15 protein-coding genes are annotated in these 19095 nt (G+C 60.4%); 9 read left to right on the top strand and 6 right to left on the bottom strand.

Going from position 1 to position 19095, the window contains the following annotated elements:
- Positions 1–170 precede the first annotated feature (170 nt).
- The 9 genes from WFO70_RS04610 (at position 171) to nadS (ending at position 12399) form a co-directional block, all read left to right on the top strand.
- Complete coding sequence (locus WFO70_RS04610; RefSeq protein ID WP_337014859.1) at positions 171–1985, top strand: glycosyltransferase family 2 protein; 1815 nt, start codon at positions 171–173, stop codon at positions 1983–1985.
- Entirely contained in the window at positions 1982–3313 is a 1332-nt protein-coding gene (locus tag WFO70_RS04605; RefSeq protein WP_337014858.1) for a DUF3131 domain-containing protein, read from the top strand. Before WFO70_RS04610 ends, WFO70_RS04605 begins: the two co-directional genes overlap by 4 nt.
- Positions 3310–4857, top strand: a complete 1548-nt coding sequence (locus WFO70_RS04600; protein WP_442913348.1) for a DUF3131 domain-containing protein — start codon at positions 3310–3312, stop codon at positions 4855–4857. Before WFO70_RS04605 ends, WFO70_RS04600 begins: the two co-directional genes overlap by 4 nt.
- Entirely contained in the window at positions 4842–6236 is a 1395-nt protein-coding gene (locus tag WFO70_RS04595) for a DUF3131 domain-containing protein (RefSeq protein ID WP_337014857.1), read from the top strand. Before WFO70_RS04600 ends, WFO70_RS04595 begins: the two co-directional genes overlap by 16 nt.
- Positions 6233–6667 (top strand): globin, encoded by a 435-nt coding sequence (locus WFO70_RS04590; protein WP_337014856.1) that lies wholly within the window; start codon positions 6233–6235, stop codon positions 6665–6667. Before WFO70_RS04595 ends, WFO70_RS04590 begins: the two co-directional genes overlap by 4 nt.
- A 2-nt stretch (positions 6668–6669) precedes the next feature.
- On the top strand, positions 6670–9345 hold the full coding sequence (locus tag WFO70_RS04585) for a hybrid sensor histidine kinase/response regulator (RefSeq protein ID WP_337014855.1): 2676 nt from the start codon (positions 6670–6672) through the stop codon (positions 9343–9345).
- Positions 9335–11539, top strand: a complete 2205-nt coding sequence (locus WFO70_RS04580) for a glycoside hydrolase family 2 protein (RefSeq protein WP_337014854.1) — start codon at positions 9335–9337, stop codon at positions 11537–11539. Before WFO70_RS04585 ends, WFO70_RS04580 begins: the two co-directional genes overlap by 11 nt.
- Positions 11540–11780: 241 nt before the next feature.
- Positions 11781–12113, top strand: a complete 333-nt coding sequence (locus WFO70_RS04575) for a type II toxin-antitoxin system RelE/ParE family toxin (RefSeq protein ID WP_337014853.1) — start codon at positions 11781–11783, stop codon at positions 12111–12113.
- Position 12114: 1 nt separating this feature from the next.
- The gene (gene nadS / locus WFO70_RS04570) at positions 12115–12399 is read left to right on the top strand and encodes a NadS family protein (protein WP_337014852.1); all 285 of its coding nucleotides are present in this window, start codon (positions 12115–12117) and stop codon (positions 12397–12399) included.
- Positions 12400–13035: 636 nt separating this feature from the next.
- Here nadS and paaY read toward each other — a convergent pair.
- The 6 genes from paaY to paaH form a co-directional block, all read right to left on the bottom strand.
- The gene (paaY, locus tag WFO70_RS04565) at positions 13036–13632 is read right to left on the bottom strand and encodes a phenylacetic acid degradation protein PaaY (protein ID WP_333849407.1); all 597 of its coding nucleotides are present in this window, start codon (positions 13630–13632) and stop codon (positions 13036–13038) included.
- Between the two features lie 10 nt (positions 13633–13642).
- Positions 13643–14578 (bottom strand): phenylacetic acid degradation operon negative regulatory protein PaaX, encoded by a 936-nt coding sequence (gene paaX, locus WFO70_RS04560; protein ID WP_337014851.1) that lies wholly within the window; start codon positions 14576–14578, stop codon positions 13643–13645.
- 87 nt (positions 14579–14665) lie between these two features.
- The gene (paaK, locus tag WFO70_RS04555; protein ID WP_337014850.1) at positions 14666–15982 is read right to left on the bottom strand and encodes a phenylacetate--CoA ligase PaaK; all 1317 of its coding nucleotides are present in this window, start codon (positions 15980–15982) and stop codon (positions 14666–14668) included.
- A 70-nt stretch (positions 15983–16052) separates the two neighbouring features.
- Complete coding sequence (gene pcaF / locus WFO70_RS04550) at positions 16053–17258, bottom strand: 3-oxoadipyl-CoA thiolase (protein WP_337014849.1); 1206 nt, start codon at positions 17256–17258, stop codon at positions 16053–16055.
- Complete coding sequence (paaI, locus tag WFO70_RS04545) at positions 17258–17680, bottom strand: hydroxyphenylacetyl-CoA thioesterase PaaI (RefSeq protein WP_337014848.1); 423 nt, start codon at positions 17678–17680, stop codon at positions 17258–17260. The genes pcaF and paaI overlap by 1 nt, the downstream gene beginning before the upstream one ends.
- Complete coding sequence (gene paaH, locus WFO70_RS04540; protein ID WP_337014847.1) at positions 17670–19094, bottom strand: 3-hydroxyacyl-CoA dehydrogenase PaaH; 1425 nt, start codon at positions 19092–19094, stop codon at positions 17670–17672. Before paaH ends, paaI begins: the two co-directional genes overlap by 11 nt.
- Between the last annotated feature and the right edge of the window lies 1 nt (position 19095).

The raw sequence follows: 19095 nt of genomic DNA, 5'->3' as shown, positions 1-19095 counted from the left end.
TTTATTTAAGCCGCCCTAAACTATCGCAATTTAACCTGCTGGAATATTTTTTTACGCGTTCTACACTTACCTTAAATTATGTTTTTGTGGACGTTATTTTCCGTGACGCCTTCACCGCCGGTAGCAGGCTTTTAATTAATTGTCATCGTGGAATCAGGATATCCTTCACTATGGATTTTTATTTTTCCCGTTTTGAACACCGGCAGCCGCCTGAACCGCTAAAGACGCCGCGTTGGGTAATGATGACCTGGCAGGTATTAGCGGTTGCGGCCCTGATTCTGGGTGCCAATTATATTTACTGGCGCTGGACCGCATCGTTAAATACCGACGCGCTGTGGTATGCCATTCCGCTGGTGCTGGCGGAAACCCTGGCCTGGATCGGCACGGTGCTGTTCACCATCAATCTGTGGCAGGAAAAGGATCCGCCGCAAAACCCGCCCCCGACGGAGATCAACGACTGTCTGAGACCGGAGGACGCGGAGGAGTCGAGGCCGATAAAGGTCGATCTCTTTATCGCCACCTATTCCGAAGACGTGGAGCTGGTCAGGCTCTCCATTCGCGACGCCATGAAAATGGCCTACCCCGGGCCGCTGGACTTTAAGGTCCACGTGCTGGATGACGGTCGCCGCCCGGAGATGAAAGCCGTCTGCGAGCAGGAAGGTGCCAACTACATTACCCGCCAGACCAACATCGGCTACAAGGCGGGCAACCTGCGTAACGGGCTGGAGCAGACCGACGGTGACTTCCTGGTGATCTGCGATGCCGATACCCGCGTCTTCCCCACGCTGCTCAGCCATACGCTGGGCTATTTCCGCGACCCGGACGTAGCCTGGGTCCAGACTCCGCAGTGGTTTTTCGACCTGCCAGAAGGGGAAAGTTTGCCGCATTGGCTCGGGCGCAGGGCGGGCAAAGCGGGATACGGGCTGGGCTGGCTGGCCCAGAAGTTCATCGGGCCGGTGACCCTCGGGCGTGATCCCTTCTTCAACGATCCGCGCATGTTCTACGACGTCATTTTACGCCGCCGCAACTGGGCTAACGCCGCCTTCTGCTGCGGCGCGGCCTCCATTCACCGGCGCGAGGCGGTGATGCAGGCGGCCCTGCGCAGCTACGTCTGGACCGTCGAAGAGGAGATCGACCGCCATACCCGGGACATTCGCGACCCTGCCATGCGCGAAAGCCTGCAGGACGCCATGCGTCCTCATGTGGCCTTCGACACCGAATTGACCCCTTATAAGTTTCACGTCTCGGAAGATATTTATACCTCGATCCTGCTACACGGGGATGCCGCCCGCCGCTGGCGCTCGGTGATGCACCCGCGGATCGAATCCAAAATGCTCTCCCCGCAGGATATGCTGACCTGGATGATCCAGCGTTTTAAATATGCCGCAGGGTCGCTGGATATTCTGTTCCACGACAACATTTTCAGCCGTCGTCGCTTTAAGCTCTCTTTGCCGCAGACGCTGATGTACGCCACCACCTTCTGGTCTTATATGGCCTGCGTATGGAATACCATTTTCCTCGTTTCGCCCATTATCTACCTGTTCACCGGTATTCCCCCGGTGTCGGCCTGGTCCGAGCCCTTTTACCTGCATTTTCTGCCCTTTTTTATAGTGTCCGAGCTGGCCTTTATGTTCGGTACCTGGGGGATTTCAGCCTGGGATGGCAGGGCATCTTATCTCTCTTTCTTCTCCATGAACCTGAAGGCGCTGGACACCGTTCTGCGAGGGGAGCAGATCAAGTTTCACGTGACCCCGAAAGAGCGCCAGACGGGCCGTTTTCTCTATCTCGTCAAACCGCAGATCGCCATCGTCGTGCTCACCCTGGCGGGGCTGATCTGGGGTGGCATCCAGGTGGCGCGCGGGCAGGTTGATGACCCTTCCGGCTACGTCATCAATATCTTCTGGGGGGCGGTAAATATCGCCGCCATGCTGCCGCTGATCCTCGCCGCTATCTGGACGCCAGCCGAAGAGGAGGCGAGCCAATGAGAACCCGCGACGCGCTGCTGTCGGCCCGCAGCTATCTCACTATTCTGATCGGTTTTCTGCTGGGTTTCGCCATCGTCGTCTGGGTCGAGAAGCAGATGCCCACGCGCGTAGAGAGCACCACGGGCATGACGTTAAGTCAGGATTTCCCGCCCCTGCCCGCCTCGCGCGAGCTGACCTTCGACGAGGCGATCTGGGCGCGGGTGGCCTGGCAGTACTACGTCAACAATACCCAGCCGAACGGGCTGGCTAACGCCCAGGATGGCGAGCCCTGGCTCAGCCTGTGGAGCACCGGCAGCTACCTGTTTGCGCTGGTGGCGGCAAAACAGCTCACTATTCTGACAACCGACGAGTTTGACGAGCGGATCACCGCCGCGCTTTATACCCTGGGACGGCTCCCGCTCAATGCCGAGGGGCTGCCCGCCGCCTATTACCACGCGGATACCCTGCAAATTCTGGGTAAAGCCGACTCCTCCGCTATCGGAATGGGCCGCCTGCTCAACGCCCTGCAAACCCTGCTGTGGCGTTACCCTCAGCATGCTCCCGCCGTGCGGGATCTTTTTAATCAGTGGACACTGGGCGCTCTTGTCACCAGCAGCACGGCCACTCAGGCCGCGGCCCCGCTCCACCACTGGGCGCTGGCGGTGGACGAACCGCGCAACAGCTTCGGTTATCGCCTGTATGCCAGCCACACCCTTCGGCTGATCGACAGCGCGGCGGGCCTGGCGGTCACTAACCCGCTGGAAGGGCAACAGATGATCGATATCGACGGCATTATGGTGCCTGACGAAGGTTTGCGTACGCCATGGGGCCGACAGCCCTCGCTGATCAGCCTTCCCTGGCTGTTGACCGGTCTTGAACTGGGCTTTGACGCCCAGAGCGCGGAGGTCGCCTGGCGCATAATGCAGATCCAGCAGCGCCGCCACGGTCTTCGGGTCAGCAAGCCCCCCATCAGCACCGACTACGCCGAGCCCGCGCCGGATTACGTCAACGATCTGCCTGACCGTCAGCCGCTGCAAACCAGCGCCCTGCGCGATGACCCGCCGGAGCAGTCGGCCATCACCTCCACCCGCACCGCCTTTGCCTGGTATGCCCTGTTCCGCAACGGCTGGAGCGAAGCGCTGCGCCTGCAGGTTCAGAAACTGCAGGTTCCCGGCAAGGGCTGGCAGCGCGGGCTGAACCTTAACAGCAGCGTCAACGACGTGGTCGACGCCGATACCAACGCCATCGTCCTCGAAAGCCTGGCCTATATCGCCCGGGGGCAGATGCTGTGTCTGGCCTGCCTCGGCCCCACAACCCCACCCACTTCATCAGCAGGAGCTAAGCCATGAAGCTGAAATCGCTACTCTTTTTTCCTCTTCTGGCCGGGCTCATGGCGATCTGGCTTTCGCTCACTGCGGCGGAGGCCGCAACCGGGCTGCCAGCCTCCGGGTACGAGCCGCGCAGCGGCGAACTCAGTCCCAGGGAGATGGCGATTGCCAAAAATGCCTGGCAATACTTCGTCTCTAACTTTCAGCCCACCACCGGGCTGGTCAACGCGGTAAACAAATACCCCTCCACCACCATGTGGGACAGTGCCTCCTACATGGCCGCCATGACCGCGGCGCGGGAGCTGGGGATTATTGATAAAGCCGAGTTTGACCGCAGGATGCTGAAATTACTCGCCACCCTGAACAAGCTGGATCTGTTCCGCAACGAGCTGCCCAACAAAGCCTACAACACCATGTCCGGCCAGAAGGTGAACTACCAGAACAAGCCTGGCGAGATCGGTTTTTCGGCGCTGGACATCGGCAGGATGCTGGTATGGCTGAAGGTAATAAAAGAGCGCTATCCCGAGTACAGCAACAGCATCGACAACGTGGTGCTGGGCTGGGATTTTAGCCACGCGGTCGATCCCTGCGGCACGCTGTACGGCGCTTATCTGGAAAACGGCCAGCCGAAGTACGTGCAGGAGGGACGTCTGGGCTATGAGGAGTATGGCGCGGCGGGCTTTTCCCTGTGGGGGTTCAGCACCTGCCAGGCCAGCCGCCCCCAGCCCTATGAGCTGGCGGAAATCTACTGCGTGATGGTGCCCTATGATTCGCGCGATCCGCGCCAGACCAGCCAGCATAACTACGTGGTGAGCGAATCTTACGTCCTGTACGGCATGGAGTTTGGTTTTGATAATCCGACAGACCGGGATAACAGCCCGCGCGACTACTCCCATCCGTGGATGAAAAACTTCGCCGACCGGGTCTATCAGGCTCAGGAGAATCGCTACGCCATCACCGGTATTTTGACTGCCCGCTCCGAGCACCAGCTCGATAAGTCTCCTTACTTCGTTTATGACACCGTGTTCAGCGACGGCTTTAACTGGAACACCATCACCGATAAAGGCCAGTTTGTACCTAATACCGCCGCCGTATCGCTGAAAGCCGCGCTGGGGATGTGGGTGCTATGGGATTCGCCCTACACTGACCGTCTGCTGGACGCCATCGAAAACGCCAACGAGGAGGGGAAAGGCTACTACGAGGGGCTGTATGAAAACGGCGACGGCCCGATCAAAGAGTTCACCGCCAATAACAACGGCATCATGCTGGAAGCGCTGCTGTTCAAAAAAGGGGGCAAGCTGCTGCGCTTCAACACCGACAATCCCAAAAACCGCGATTTCGCCCCTTCCCTGTGGGACAAAAAGCTGGTGGATCTTTTTGAGCCGAATAACACCCCGCGTAACCGTCCTTTCCTGAACAGCACGCCAGCCGTTAAAACCTGGTGTGAACAGACCGGGACCACGCAGCGCACCAGACCGGCCTGCCAGGCCTGCCAGTGCGCCACCTGCAACGCGGATGAGCCCGTTAAACTGCCGCCGGTGACCGCGCAATGCTTAAAACCCTAGCCCGCTGGCTGGCCGTCGCCGCACTCCTGCTGCTCGTCGCCTTCGCCCTGTTCAGCCGGGAAGGTGCCGGGTGGCGCTGGCTGACCCAGGGCGGCTGGCACACCACCGCACGCATCAGCAGCCTGTCGCCACAGGAGCAGGCGTGGGCGCGCACCGCCTGGCGCTATTTCGAGAACAACACCCAGCCGCAGACCGGGCTGGTCAACGGCAGCGACAAGCAGCCGCGCGTAACCCTGTGGCAAATGGGCGATACCCTGATCGCCCTGCTCGCCGCCCGGGAGATGGATCTGATCAACGAGGCCGAGTTTGATGCCCGGCTGACCCGCCTGCTCGGCACCCTGAATCGCCTGACGCTCACCGACACCCGCACCCCGGGGCGGCTTTACTCCAGCCGGACGGCAACCCCCATAGACTTCAGCGGCAAACCGGCGAAAAGCGGCTGGTCAGCAAAGGATATGGCGCGGCTGATGCTGGCCCTGCGCCTCACCGCGGAACGTGCTCCCCAGTATCGGGAGTACCTGGATAAAATTATCCTGCGCTGGAACTTCTGCCCGGTGATGGATAACGAGGGGGAGTTGCGATCCGCATCGCTACAGGACGGCCAGCCGGTGGTACGCGACGAGCTGCGGCTGGGTGAGAGCGAGTACGCCGCCAGCGCCTTCCGCCTGTGGGGTTTTCCGGTGGGTAAGGCGATTATTCCCCCTTCCCGCAACGTCATTATCTATCAGCGCAGCCTGGCCGTTGACGCCCGGGATCCGCGCACCACCTGGCAGCCCTCGCTGCTGACCACCCTGCCCGCCATGCTGCCAGGGCTGGAGTTCGGCTGGCAGCCGCCCGGCGTGCCTCCGGAGGTACAAAAGACGTTACGCGAGCGGGCTGAAGGGGTCTGGCTCAGTCAGAAAACGCGCTGGGAGCGTGACAAAGTGCTGACCGCGCGCGCCGATTTTTATCTCCCGCAGGCACCCTGGCACGTGGAGGACACCGTCTGGGGGAATGGCTATGCGTGGAATACGCTGGGCGACGATGGTCGATATTATCCCCGGCTGGCGCAGGTCTCCACCAAAGCGGTGTTTGTCCTCTGGACGCTGTGGGATACCGACTACACCGACGCCCTGATGGCGGTGACCACCCATCTGAACAACCCGGAGCAGGGCTGGTTTGAGGGACGGGTGGAGGCGACCGGGGACATCAACCCAACCCTTACCCTCTCCACCAACGCCATGGTGCTGGAAGCCCTGCTGTACAAACACAACGCCGGGCCGCTGTTTGAAAAGGGTCTGGCGGATGACAACAGCTATTTCTCCCGCCGCACGACGGATCAATTTAACCCGCCGGGTCTTTGCCTGCCGGGCGAACGAGCCGTGAGGACCGCACCATGAAATTTTATCGCGATCTCTTCGAGGCAAGCCTGAACCGCGTGATCCCCGGGCACGACAAAACGCGCTTTTTCGATGCCTTCTGGGACACCTTTAGCCATATCTCCCCCGAAACAGAGCAGCACTTCGCCCGGCGTCCGGGTAAAGAAGGCCAGCAGATGATCTTCAAGAGTTTTTTCGCCATGCTCACCGTTGACGGCGTGCTGTTCGTGCCGGACTTCCTTGAGCGCCTGGCGCGGGAGCAGAGCGATGAAGGTCTGCGTCTGCCGCCCCGATTCTTTGCCCTCTGGCGGGAGGCGATGCTCAGAACCGTCCGCACCTGCGATCCGCTCTGCGATGAGGAGATCCTCACCGCCTGGGCGATGGCGATTGCGCCCGGCCTGGAGTATCTGCGTCGCCAGGCAGAGCTGCACTATCAGCCCGGAGGCGATTAGCTATGCCATCCTCATCCCATTTCGACCTTAACGCGCTGCCGATGGGCGTGATGATCTACGATCGGGCCGAGCGCCTGCTGGCCTGGAATGACCAGGTGACGCGCTTCTATCCGGTGATTGCCCCCTGGCTGGCTGCCGGTGCAACGCTGGAGAGTCTGGCGGAGAAATTTATTGATGCGGGCTATAACATCGACCCGGCCCGTCGCCAGACGCTGCGCGAGGCGATTATCCGCAACTGCCGTCAGGCGAACCATCGTGAAGTGCGCCACTCGGGAAAACGGCGGCTCTACGTGCAGCATCAACGGCTGGCGGACGGCGGCATTGTCAGCCTGCATACGGACATTACCGAGCTTGATGAGGCGCAGCGCTCCCGCCACCAGCTGCATGACGATTTTTTACTGACCGCGGAGTCGATCCAGATCGGCATCTGGGACTGGCAGGTCTCTCACGACAGCCTGCAGGTGAACGATACCCTGCTGGCGATGGTGGGCCAGCCGCGTGTGCAGTTGCACTATCCGCTACGCTTTTTGCTCAATCTGGTTCACGAGGAGGATCGCACAACCCTGCGCCAGGCGATGGTCGCCTCCAAGCAGGATCATATGCCGGTGTTTGAGTGTGAGATCCGCGTCCAGCACCCGACCCAGGGCTGGCGCTGGATGTTGATCTCGGGTCAGGTGGTGACCCTCAGTATGCAGCAGCAGGCCGAACGGGTGATTGGCACCCTGCAGGATATTACCCGCCGCAAGGAGGCCGAACTGCTGGCCATCGAGGCGGCGAAGGTCGCCCGCGAGGCCAACGAAGCCAAAAGCGCCTTCCTGGCCAATATGAGCCATGAGATCCGCACCCCGATGAACGGGATCCTTGGCATGACCCAGCTGTGCCTGGACACCCAGCTCAGCCCGGAGCAGCGGGAATATCTCTCCCTGGTGATGAACTCGGCCCAGTCGTTGATGCACATTATCAATGACATTCTCGACTTCTCCCGCATCGAGTCGGGCAAGATGTCGATGGACGTAGAGCCGCTGGAGATCCGCCCCTTCGTTCAGTCACTGATCCGCCCGCATATGCCCGCCGCCAGCGAAAAAGGTATCGAGCTGCTGGTGGATATCTCGCCTGCGGTGCCGGAGGTGCTCATCGTGGATGGCCCCCGGCTGCGTCAAATCCTCACCAACCTGCTGGGCAACGCCCTCAAGTTTACCCATCAGGGCGAAGTCCTGCTGGCGATAGAGCCCGCCGACGGCGAGGGGCAGTGGCGTTTTCGCATCCGCGACAGCGGCATCGGCATCCCGCCGGAGAAGCAAAAGGCCATCTTCGAGGCCTTCAGCCAGGCCGACAGCTCCACCACCCGCCGCTACGGCGGCACCGGCCTGGGGCTGACCATCTCCGCCCGGCTGGTCAGCCTGATGGGCGGAGAACTGAGGGTGCAGAGCGAGCCCGGAACCGGCAGCGAGTTTGCCTTCACCCTGCCGCTGGAGAACCAGCAGACAGCCGCAGCGGCAGGCACCCCGATGGTTCGCTTCAACGGCGAACCGGTGCTGGTGGTGGATGACAACAGCACCAACCTGCGCCTGCTTGATACCATGCTTCGCCAGATGGGCCTGACCCCGACCTGTGTAAACAACGCCGGGGAGGTGTTGCGGCGTGTCGCCGAAGGGGCGCACTGGCCGCTGATCCTGCTGGATGCCCAGATGCCGGATATGGACGGTGTTTCGCTCGCCCTTGAGCTTTCGGTTCTGCCCCAGGCCGGGCAGAGCCATATCATCATGCTCAGCTCCATGAGCCGCCATTTTGACGCCAACATGCTCAAACGTATTGGCATCGACCACTATCTGCACAAGCCGGTTGCCCAGCGCGAACTGCACCAGACCATTGCCAGCGTCCTTGCACCCGCCCCGCTTCCGGACCCGGTACCTGCTCCCCTCATTACCCCTGCCACACCTCAGGCCGGGCTGCGCGTGCTGCTGGCCGAGGATAATCTGGTGAATCAGAAAGTTGCCAGACGCCTGCTGGAGCGGCTCGGCCACCAGTGCGAGGTGGTGAACAACGGCCGTGAGGCGCTGGAGCGCTGGCGTGAGCAGCCCTGGGATGTGCTGCTCATCGACCTGCAAATGCCGGAGATGGACGGGGAAACCGCCATCCACCTGCTGCGGGAGGAGACGCTGGCACGGGGTCTTAGCCACCAGCCCGCCATTGCCATGACCGCTCACGCCATGCAGGGCGACAAAGAGCGCTGTCTGGCGATGGGCTTCGACGGCTATATTGCCAAGCCGGTAAGCCAGGCGGCGTTGCAGGATGAAATTACCCGCGTCGGTCAGCCGCAAGACCGGGGCCTGCCGGACGAAGCGCGTCTTTTACAACAGTGCGCGGACGATCCCAGCCTGGTTCAGGAGCTGTTGGCCTTGTTCGGGGAGGGGCTCGACGAGGCAACAGCGACCCTCGCCCGGGCCATCGATCATGACGACCGCGAGGCCCTGCGCCGGGCTGCGCACCGGCTGCGCGGTGAAGCCATTACCCTTGGTTTCAGCGATCTTGCCGGGCAGTTACAGCAGCTGGAAAGTGAGGCGACATCCCTGGACCAGGCCGGGCTTAACATGCTGCGCCGCGCGCTTTTCGCTGAGGTCGACCGCAGCGCAGCCTGGCTACGCCGCAGAGCGCAGGAGGTAAAGTATGATCCCTAAACTGGGTCTGCTGCTGCTGTTCACCACGCCGCTGGCGCTGGCGAGCCAGCCGGTAAGCTGGTCTCTGGCCGGGCAGTGGCGGGTACATGACGCCAACGACACGGCCTTTAACGGTGCCAGCGCTCCGGACCACGACTGGCGTACGCTTCGGGTTCCTGCCAACTGGTACAGCGCCGGATACGATCATCAGGGGGCGCTGTGGTACCGGCACGAATTTACGCTGCCCGAACGCGCGCCGGACACCATGGCAACCCTGGTATTTGACGGCGTGGACTATTTTGCGGAGGTGACGCTCAACGGCACCCCTCTCGGCCGCCACGAGGGCTATTTCCAGCGCTTCGCTGTGGACGTCAGCGAGGCGTTACACCGTCACAATCAGCTCGCCGTTCGGGTAGACAGCCCCTGGGAAGATCCCAAAACCATCTGGCCACTGCACAAAACGCTGGTTAAAGGGGTGCTTAACCAACACGATACCCGCCCCGGCGGAGCCTGGTCGGAGCACGGCCAGGATGCCAACTCGGGCGGCATCTGGGCCCCGGTGAAGCTGCACCTGAGCCGCGGTGTGACTGTCGACGACGTGATCCTGCGCCCTGACTGGCGCGGGGGGCTGGAAAACCCGGCCCTTCACGCCGAAATCCGCTACCGGGCGCGGGCCACCGGGCCCGCGACCCTGCGCCTGTCGGCTGCGCCGGATAATTTTAACGGCCAGCGCTTTCAGCAGGAATTCCCGGTTAACCTGGTGAAGACCGACGATAAGGTGCAGAGCCTGCGCGTCACGCTGCCAATGAAAGAAGCCAGACTCTGGTGGCCGGTGGGTTATGGCAGGCCGAACCTGTACCGGATCCGCGCCACTCTCGTGGACGATCGTGGAGTGATGGATACCGCAGTGACGCGAACCGGCTTACGCAAGCTGGAAGAGCAGCCGGACAACAAAGGCTGGCGCATCAACGACCGGCGACTGTTTATTAAGGGCAGCAACTACATCGGCTCCCCCTGGCTCGGGACCATGACGCGAAGTAAGTATCGTCGGGATTTTGAGCTGGTAGAGGCGATGAACGCCAACGCGATCCGGGTTCACGGGCATGTGGCAGGCCGCGCCCTTTATCAGGTGGCGGATGAGATGGGGCTGATGATCTGGCAGGATGTCCCCCTCCAGTGGGGCTACGATGACAGCGTCGCCTTTGCCGACAATGCGGTGCGGCAGACCCGTGAAATGATGGATCAGTTCGGTAACTCCCCGGCCATTATTGTCTGGGGCGGACACAACGAGCCGCCCTGGAACTCGCCGTGGATGGAGAAACGCTTCCCCGACTGGAATAAAAACTTAAACCAGTCCCTGACGAAACGGGTAGGCGATACCCTGGCGGAAGACACCTCCCGGATCGTGCATCGCTTTTCCGCAGTGGAAGAGCACTACTGGGCGGGGTGGTATTTCGGCACCCTGCGCGACCTGCTCGGCCCGGCCAAAACCGGCATTATCACCGAGTTTGGTGCCCAGGCGCTGCCGCGCCTGTCGACGCTAAAAACCATTGTGCCCCCGCATCTGATATGGCCGAAGAGTACCGCGGCAGACGACCCCGGCTGGACGCTCTGGAAGTACCACAACTTTCAGCCTTTCCAGACCTTTAAGTTCGCCAATATCCCGCGGGGTAAGAACATTCAGGAGATGATTGAGAATACCCAGGGCTATCAGGCGGAGCTGGTTGCTACGGCGGCAGAGAGCTATCGCCGCCAGCGCTATCAGCCCGTCACCGCCCTCTTCCACTTTATGTTTGTCGAGACCTGGCCCTCGATCAACTGGGGGGTGGTAGATTACCTGCGCAAGCCAAAAGCGGGCTACTACGCTCTGCAACAAGCCTATCAGCCGATCCTGCCCTCCATCGAGCCCGTGACCGCCGTCTGGCGTCAGGGAAGCGAGGCGACGGTACGCCTGTGGGCTATCAACGATACCTGGTCCGCCTGCGAGGATTGCCAACTGACGTGGCGGGTGAAGCAAAGCGGACAGCGGCTTGCTGAAGGCAGGATGGTCATGACCCTGCCGCCCGACTCGGGCAACAGGGTGAAGGAAATTACCGTCACGCCATCCAGCCGCGAACCGGTGACTATCGAGTATCGTATTGAGAATAAAGCCGGGAAAACGGTGGGTAAAAACCGGCGCGAAGAGCCTGTCGTCGCGTCGTCAGCCGGGAAGTAAACAACCCTCTTCTTGCCAGCCCTCTCGACTGAGAGGGCTACTCCTCAGGTCATAGCCTGGAACTTTACGGGACGCCTCGTAGATTCAGCACGCTTTACAGCACGATATCCCCACACTTCATACAATGCCGACGGATACCAGAGGCCATTTCAGTTGATGCGTTTTCTGGCAGCGGAAAAATTACGGACCTGTACTATGTACACCAACAGGTGTACATGGTACCTTACATGGAGAGAGAACAGTGTGCCATGCGATAGAATTTATCGAGACATCACTCTTTACGCGGCAGATTAAACAGATCGCCACTGATGATGAACTCCTGGCGCTACAGAGAGAGCTAATTGCATTTCCGGACAAAGGCGATGTCATCCAACATACTGGAGGGCTTCGAAAAATCCGGATGGCAACGGGTACCCAGGGTAAAAGCGGCAGCGCCAGGGTGATTTACCTTTTGGCGACACGCGAGATTATCTGGCTGGTGCTCGCTTATCCGAAAAGCGCCAAAGAGAATCTGACTGATGCGGAAAAAGCTGAACTTAAAAAGCTGACAACGTTACTAAAAAACGAGGTGTGAAATGGATTTTTTTGACGAACTCAAAACCTCCCTCGAAGAGGCGGTGGAGATCAAAAGCGGGAAAAAGGCCCCTGCCCGCATGACCCGCTATGAGATTGCTGATGTGAAAGCGATCAGAGAGCAGCTCAACGTTTCCCAGGCTGAGATGGCAAAAGCGCTGGGCACCAGCGTGGACACCATCAAAAGCTGGGAATCCAGACGGCGTAACCCAACCGGCCTGGCGGCAAAAGTGCTGGCCACGATCCAGGCGAACCCGGCATTCTTTTACGAGCTGGCTGCGCATTAAATGGTTGTTTTAACGCAGCGAACAGCGGAAATGAAAAAGCCCCAGCAATATATTTTGCCGGGGCTTTTAGGGTACTACCGATTTAATATTTAACATTCATCAACTTAATTACACTACAACTTCTAAGATGTACGTATTCTCACAGGATTACCGATAAAACAAGTTAACGCTACCTCCTTTGATAAGTATGTGAAATAACATCATTTCCTGTCGTGTACATCACCCACGCGATATATACTCTTGATGCGTTGCCTTAATTGCGTCGCGATTTTCTTAACGCCATACTTACGTCCCCAGATCGCGACCATTACTCTTTGAAACAAGGCCTTACATCATCGCGTTGACTTCCCCATTATGCGATCGTACTGATTTACTGCATGGCCTGAAAGCGTGTTCACACTGGCGTTTACTTATTACCAGGACCCAAACTACACTACTTCGTGGCCTTTATCGCATCTCTTTACTGCTTTATTACCGCACCGTGAAACATTTATTTCTCTGTGGTGCTGAGTTCTAATTTACTCATTATAGCTGCACTGTCAACACTCTAATCAGGCACTGTTATATTTTATTGTTTAATATCATGAAAACAGATAATTAGGTGATCGCGATCTCGTTTTCGAGCGGGTTTGCCGCTCAGCTGGACGACTTTGGCCGCAGGTTTTCGTCAAACACCAGCCGCTTGCGATCCGGTTCTACCTCGTGCAGCGGCTCGACCTGATGCATCGTCTGTTTGCAGCGTTCCACCAGCGTCTGGTACTCCCGGGTGCCCTGCTGCTTCCACGCTTTTTCCTGCTCGCTCAGCACGCGGATCGCTTTCGCCGGGCTGCCGATGATCAGATGATCCGCCGGCATTTCCGCTTTCGCTTTCACAAACGCGGCCGCGCCGACGATGCTGTTCTCGCCAATCACCGCCCCGTCGATGATCACCGCATTCATCCCCACCAGCGCATTCCGGCGGATGATACAGCCATGCAGAATGGCGCCGTGACCGATATGGCCCTCTTCCTCCACTACCGTGTCCTGCTCCGGGAAACCGTGCATGATGCAGTTATCCTGAATGTTGGCCCCGTCTTTGACCACAATCCGGCCAAAATCGCCGCGCAGGCTGGCGTTGGGGCCTACGTAGACCCCCTTGCCGAGGATCACATCGCCAATCAGCACCGCAGTCGGGTGAACATAGCTCTCAGGCGGAACAACCGGGGTCATTCCATCGATTTGATACACAGGCATATTATCTCCTTCAGGGAGGCGTCAGGCCGCCAAAGCGTTGCCACCAGGAGGAGCCCGGCGCAGGTAACTCCCCGACGCTGGTCTCCCCTTTTTCACTGACAAACGCCAGCGCACCCGGCGCGACGCGCTGATAAATATTGATGCACAGCTGGCGGGCCGTCTGGCCTGCCCAGTGCGACGGGAGTAACTCTTCCGGCAGGAGCGGATCTTTCAGCACCACCCGGCGATAAAAATGGATCAGCAAAAGCTGGATCTGGAAACAGCGCTCCGGCGTCAGCTCCTCCGGGGTGGCTTCCCGCAGCAGGGGCAGCAGCGGACGGAAGGAGTCGATAAAGGATTCATACATCAGGTTCTGCTCGCTGAGCTGCCAGCACTCCTCCACCCGGGCGCGCAGCGCGGCGCGGGAGAGCGCCAGCGGCGAATACGCCTCAAAGCAGATGACGTTTTCGGCCACACCCGCTTCGTGTAACAGGGTCTGAACGTCCGCCAGCTGTTGCGACGGCGAGGCCATCAGGCTGGGGGCAAGCGTGCCGAAGCCTTGCCAGACCAGCTGCTTTTTCACATCCGCCAGTGTGGCTTTATCCATCCCCTCGGAGAGCAGCAGCAGCCATTTACCGTCCCAGGCCGGAAGCTCCGCGCGATAAATTTTCGCCTCTGCCCGTCGGGTCAAGCGCAGCCCTTTGTCGCTCAGCCGGTAAAAGCTGCGTCTGCCGATACGCACCACGTCCAGCCAGCCCTCTTTGTTGAGGCGGAACAGCGCGGTGCGCACGAAGCGTTCGCCAAATCCCATCCCTTCCAGCAGGGCCGCCAGGCTGCCCAGCCAGACTTCGCCGCCGCGATGGGAGAGCGCATCGCCGTACAAGGAGGAGATCAGCGAGGTGCCGCTGATGGGAACGGAGCTGACCGCATGCTGAATAAAGGCGTCGAGTTTACTCATGTGATTCATTCTGTTGTGATTATTTTTCCGGATGAATCATAGCATAGCACCCCAGGCGCGACCCTCCCCAATACGGAGAGGGTCAGCAGGACGGGGTTAGCCGTTGGCGGCAACTTTACGCAGGTCAAAGACGCGGCAGGCTTTACCTTCGGAACGGGGGATACTGCCGCAGTTGACGATCGTCACGTCGGTGGAGATCCCCACCATTGATTTGATGCGGTGGCGCAGTTCATGGCATACGTGGCAACGCTGTTCGTGAGTCAGGGTTAAGCTGCTCTCTTTCAGCTCCACTTTCACCGAAAGTGAATCAAGATGGCCCCGGCGGTTGACCTCCAGCTGGTAGTGCGGCGACAGGTGCTCGAACTTGACGATCTCCTCTTCCAGCTGGGACGGGAAGACGTTCACCCCGCGGATGATCAGCATGTCGTCGCTGCGGCCGCTGATGCGATCCATCCGGCGCATGGTGCGGGCGGTGCCCGGCAGCAGGCGGGTCAAATCGCGGGTGCGATAGCGGATCACCGGCAGCGCCTCTTTGGTCAGGGTGGTGAACAGCAGTTCGCCCTGCTCGCCGTCGGCCAGCGGCGTGCCGTCGTTCGGGTTGACGATCTCCGGGTAGAAGTGATCTTCCCAGATGGTCGGGCCGTCGGCGGTTTCGATACACTCCATCGCCACCCCCGGCCCCATCACTTCGGACAGGCCATAGATGTCGAGGGCGGTGATCCCGAGACGTTTCTCAATTTCACGCCGCATCGCCAGGGTCCAGGGTTCGGCACCAAAGACGCCGACGCGCAGGGAGCATTTGCTGGCATCGCCACCCATCTGGCGCTCCAGCTCTTCGATCAGGTTCAGGCAGTAGGACGGCGTCACCATGATCATGTCCGGCTGGAAATCACGGATCAGCTGGGCCTGTTTCTCGGTCTGGCCGCCGGACATGGGGATCACCGTCGCGCCTAAGCGCTCGGCACCGTAGTGGGCACCCAGCCCGCCGGTGAACAGCCCGTAGCCGTAGGCAACGTGAATTTTGTCCTTCGCGCTGCCACCGGCGGCACGCAGGGAGCGGGCCACAATGTTGGCCCAGTTATCAATGTCGTTTTGCGTGTAGCCCACCACGGTCGGTTTTCCGGTGGTACCTGAGGAGGCGTGAATACGCACCACCTGCTCCATCGGCACCGCAAAGGTGTCGAATGGATAGTTGTCGCGCAGATCCTGTTTGGTGGTGCACGGGAACTTGCGAATATCCGCTAACTCTTTGAAATCGTCAGGATGCACGCCCGCGGCATCAAACTTGCGTTTATACATCGGGACGTTGTTATAAGCGTGTTCCAGCGTCCACTTCATGCGCCGGGTTTGCAGGGCCTGCAGTTCATCCAGGGACGCGGTTTCGATGGCATCAAGCGCTGTTGTCGATGTCATTGTCGTTGCAGTTGTCGTTGTCGTTGTCGTTGTCGTTGTCATAGTAGGGTACTCACATTTTTATAATTGTTCAGACACGCTCAAGGATCATGGCAATGCCCTGACCGACACCAATGCACATCGTGCAGAGCGCATAGCGCCCTTTCCGACGGTGCAGCTCGTTGCTGGCGGCCAGCGCCAGACGGGCTCCGCTCATGCCCAGCGGATGGCCTAAAGCAATGGCCCCACCGTTGGGGTTCACATGCGCAGCATCGTCCGGCAGCCCCAGCTCGCGCAGCACGCCCAGCGCCTGCGAAGCAAAGGCTTCATTCAGTTCAATAACGTCCATATCGTTGATGCTCAGCCCGGCACGCTCCAGCACACGACGGGTGGCAGGCACCGGGCCCAGCCCCATCAGACGCGGTTCAACACCGGCAGTCGCCATCGCCACGATGCGGGTCCGCGGGGTTAAGCCCTGCGCTGCTGCCATCTCTTCGCTGGCGATAATCAGCGCTGCGGCACCGTCGTTCACGCCAGAGGCATTGCCTGCGGTGACCACGCCACCGGCGCGGAACGGCGCTTTCAGCCCCGCCAGCATCTCAAGGGTGGTGTCCGGACGCAGATGCTCGTCATGCACCACTTCGGTCACCGCCCCTTTTTTGCCCTTGATCATCACCGGGACGATCTCCTGCGCCAGAATGCCGTTGGCCTGAGCCCGGGCGGTGCGCTGCTGGCTGCGGAACGCAAAGGCGTCCTGGTCTTCGCGGGAAATATTTAACAATTCCGCTACATTCTCTGCCGTTTCCGGCATGCTGTCAGAACCAAATTGCTGGGCCATGAGCGGGTTCACAAAACGCCAGCCGATGGTGGTATCGAAAATCTCATTCTGACGCTGGAAGGCGCTGGTGGCTTTGCCCATCACGAAGGGGGCGCGGGACATGGACTCCACGCCACCGGCGATCATCAGATCGCCATCACCGGCGCGGATGGCGCGGGCGGCAAAGCCCAGCGCGTCGAGGCCGGAGCCGCACAGGCGGTTCAGGGTAGTGCCAGAAACGGTCTGCGGCAGCCCGGCCAGCAGCAGGGACATGCGCGCCACGTTGCGGTTGTCTTCACCCGCCTGATTGGCGCAGCCAAAAATCACGTCATCAATGCGTTCCGCATCCAGACCCGGGTTACGCACCAGCAGCTCGCGCAGGGGGATAGCGCCCAGATCGTCCGCGCGTACGCCGGACAAGGCCCCGGCATAGCGGCCAATGGGGGTACGGATCCCGTCACAAATAAAGGCGTCACGCATTATGCTTCTCCTGTAATAGTGCCGCCGATGCGGTGGGATTTCCCACGGAACAGGGCAACGGTTTTTTGCTGTTGGTTAACAATCTCAATGTCGTACACGCCGGTCTGTTTCCCCTGATGGCGCACCTGCGCGGTGGCGGTGAGCTTGTCGTGGGCAAAGGCCGGACGGACAAAATCAATGGTGCAGCCCGAGGCCACCGCCGCCAGCCCCTGGCTGTTGCAGGCGTAGGCGAAAGCGGTGTCGGCGAGGGTAAAGAGCTGGCCGCCGTGGCAGCTTTTGTGGCCGTTGAGCATCTGCGGCGTGACGGTCATGGTCAACACGGCCACGCCCTCGTCCATCTCAATAATGTCGATACCATAGGCCTGGGCGCAGGCATCGTTTTCATACATGGCGCGGGCGTTGCGCCAGGCGTTATGACTCATAGCTACTCTCCAGAAGCGCGCGCTGGCGCAGCAGGGATGACGGACGGTAACGCTCTTCGCCGTAATGGCGTTGCAGGTTTTCCAGCAGGCGCAGCAGACGCTGCCAGCCAAGCTGTTCTCCCCAGGCCAGCGGACCGCGGGGGTAGTTCACGCCGAGGCGCATGGCGGTATCGATATCCTGTTCGCTGGCGACCCCTTTTTGCAGGGCGTCGAGGGCTTCGTTGACGATCATCGCCACCGTGCGCCAGATCAGCAGGCCGGGATAATCCGCTACCTGCAACACGCGCTTGCCCTGCTGTTGCAGGTGACGGACCGCTTTCAGGGTGGCGGAGGCCGGGTTGCTGGCCGCGGGGGCAATAACGGCCACATCCCCTTCCTGGCGATCGCACACCACCACCGGCTGACCGTAACGGTTCGCCAGCGCCTGGGCGGTCTCGCCCTGGGTCTCGATCAGCAGCAGACCGTCGATTTCAGTGACACCGTCACTTCTTCTCTGCACGTTCATGGCGCTCCAGCTGTCACCAACGGGCTCCAGCCAGCTTACGGTGGGTTTCTCGCTGCGCCAGTTGTAGACGCCCTGCCCGCTCTTCTTGCCGAAGCGCCCGGCCAGCACCAGCTCCTGCTGTACCAGCGACGGCAGGAAGCGGCGCTCCTGCCAGAAGGCGTTAAATACCGAACAGGTAACGGCAAAGTTGACGTCCTGGCCGATCATGTCGGTCAATTCCAGCGGCCCCATCGGGAAGCCCGCGCCTTCGCGCAGCGCGGCGTCGATAACTTCCGGGGCGGCAACCTGCTCTTCCAGCGCGCGCCAGGCTTCGGCGTAGTAAGGACGCGCCACGCGGTTAACGATAAAGCCCGGCGTGGACTGGCAGCGCACCGGCTGTTTACCCCAGCTCACCGCCAGCTGGCTCAGCTGTTCCACCACTTCCCCGGAGGTCGCCAGCCCGCTCACCACTTCCACCAGCTTCATCACCGGCGCGGGGTTAAAGAAGTGCAGCCCGGCCACCCGCTCGGGGTGGCTCAGGTCGGCGGCAATGGCGGTAATCGAGATCGAGGAGGTGTTGCTGGTCAGCAGCGTGGTTGCCGGGCAGATCGCCGCCAGCTCGGCAAACAGCGCCTTTTTGACCGCCATCTGCTCGGAGGCGGCTTCGATAACCAGGTCGGCTGCCGCCAGGGCGTGAATGTCGGTCACCGGCAGCAGACGCTGGAGCGTCTGTTCGCAGGTCTGCGCGCTCAGCTTGCCGCGCGTCACGCGGGATTCAAGACGGGTGCGGATCCCGTCGATGGCGCGGGAGATGGCGTCGGCATTGATGTCATACACCAGCACCGGATGGCCGTGGCTGGCCGCCACTTCGGCGATCCCGGCCCCCATGATGCCGCTGCCAATCACCGCCACGGTATGAATGGTTGTCATC

The organism is Leclercia sp. AS011, assembly GCF_037152535.1.
Classification (GTDB): domain Bacteria; phylum Pseudomonadota; class Gammaproteobacteria; order Enterobacterales; family Enterobacteriaceae; genus Enterobacter.
Note: the sequence above shows the minus strand (reverse complement) of the source record. Positions and strands in the feature narration are given on the sequence as shown.

Coding starts and splice junctions, on each gene's coding strand:
- WFO70_RS04605 (WP_337014858.1), top strand. CDS start 1,982: ATGAGAACCCGCGACGCGCTGCTGTCGGCCCGCAGCTATCTCACTATT.
- pcaF (WP_337014849.1), bottom strand. CDS start 17,258: ATGCGTGACGCCTTTATTTGTGACGGGATCCGTACCCCCATTGGCCGC.
- WFO70_RS04595 (WP_337014857.1), top strand. CDS start 4,842: ATGCTTAAAACCCTAGCCCGCTGGCTGGCCGTCGCCGCACTCCTGCTG.
- paaI (WP_337014848.1), bottom strand. CDS start 17,680: ATGAGTCATAACGCCTGGCGCAACGCCCGCGCCATGTATGAAAACGAT.
- WFO70_RS04590 (WP_337014856.1), top strand. CDS start 6,233: ATGAAATTTTATCGCGATCTCTTCGAGGCAAGCCTGAACCGCGTGATC.
- paaK (WP_337014850.1), bottom strand. CDS start 15,982: ATGACATCGACAACAGCGCTTGATGCCATCGAAACCGCGTCCCTGGAT.
- paaY (WP_333849407.1), bottom strand. CDS start 13,632: ATGCCTGTGTATCAAATCGATGGAATGACCCCGGTTGTTCCGCCTGAG.
- WFO70_RS04610 (WP_337014859.1), top strand. CDS start 171: ATGGATTTTTATTTTTCCCGTTTTGAACACCGGCAGCCGCCTGAACCG.
- nadS (WP_337014852.1), top strand. CDS start 12,115: ATGGATTTTTTTGACGAACTCAAAACCTCCCTCGAAGAGGCGGTGGAG.
- WFO70_RS04580 (WP_337014854.1), top strand. CDS start 9,335: ATGATCCCTAAACTGGGTCTGCTGCTGCTGTTCACCACGCCGCTGGCG.
- paaX (WP_337014851.1), bottom strand. CDS start 14,578: ATGAATCACATGAGTAAACTCGACGCCTTTATTCAGCATGCGGTCAGC.
- paaH (WP_337014847.1), bottom strand. CDS start 19,094: ATGACAACCATTCATACCGTGGCGGTGATTGGCAGCGGCATCATGGGG.
- WFO70_RS04585 (WP_337014855.1), top strand. CDS start 6,670: ATGCCATCCTCATCCCATTTCGACCTTAACGCGCTGCCGATGGGCGTG.
- WFO70_RS04600 (WP_442913348.1), top strand. CDS start 3,310: ATGAAGCTGAAATCGCTACTCTTTTTTCCTCTTCTGGCCGGGCTCATG.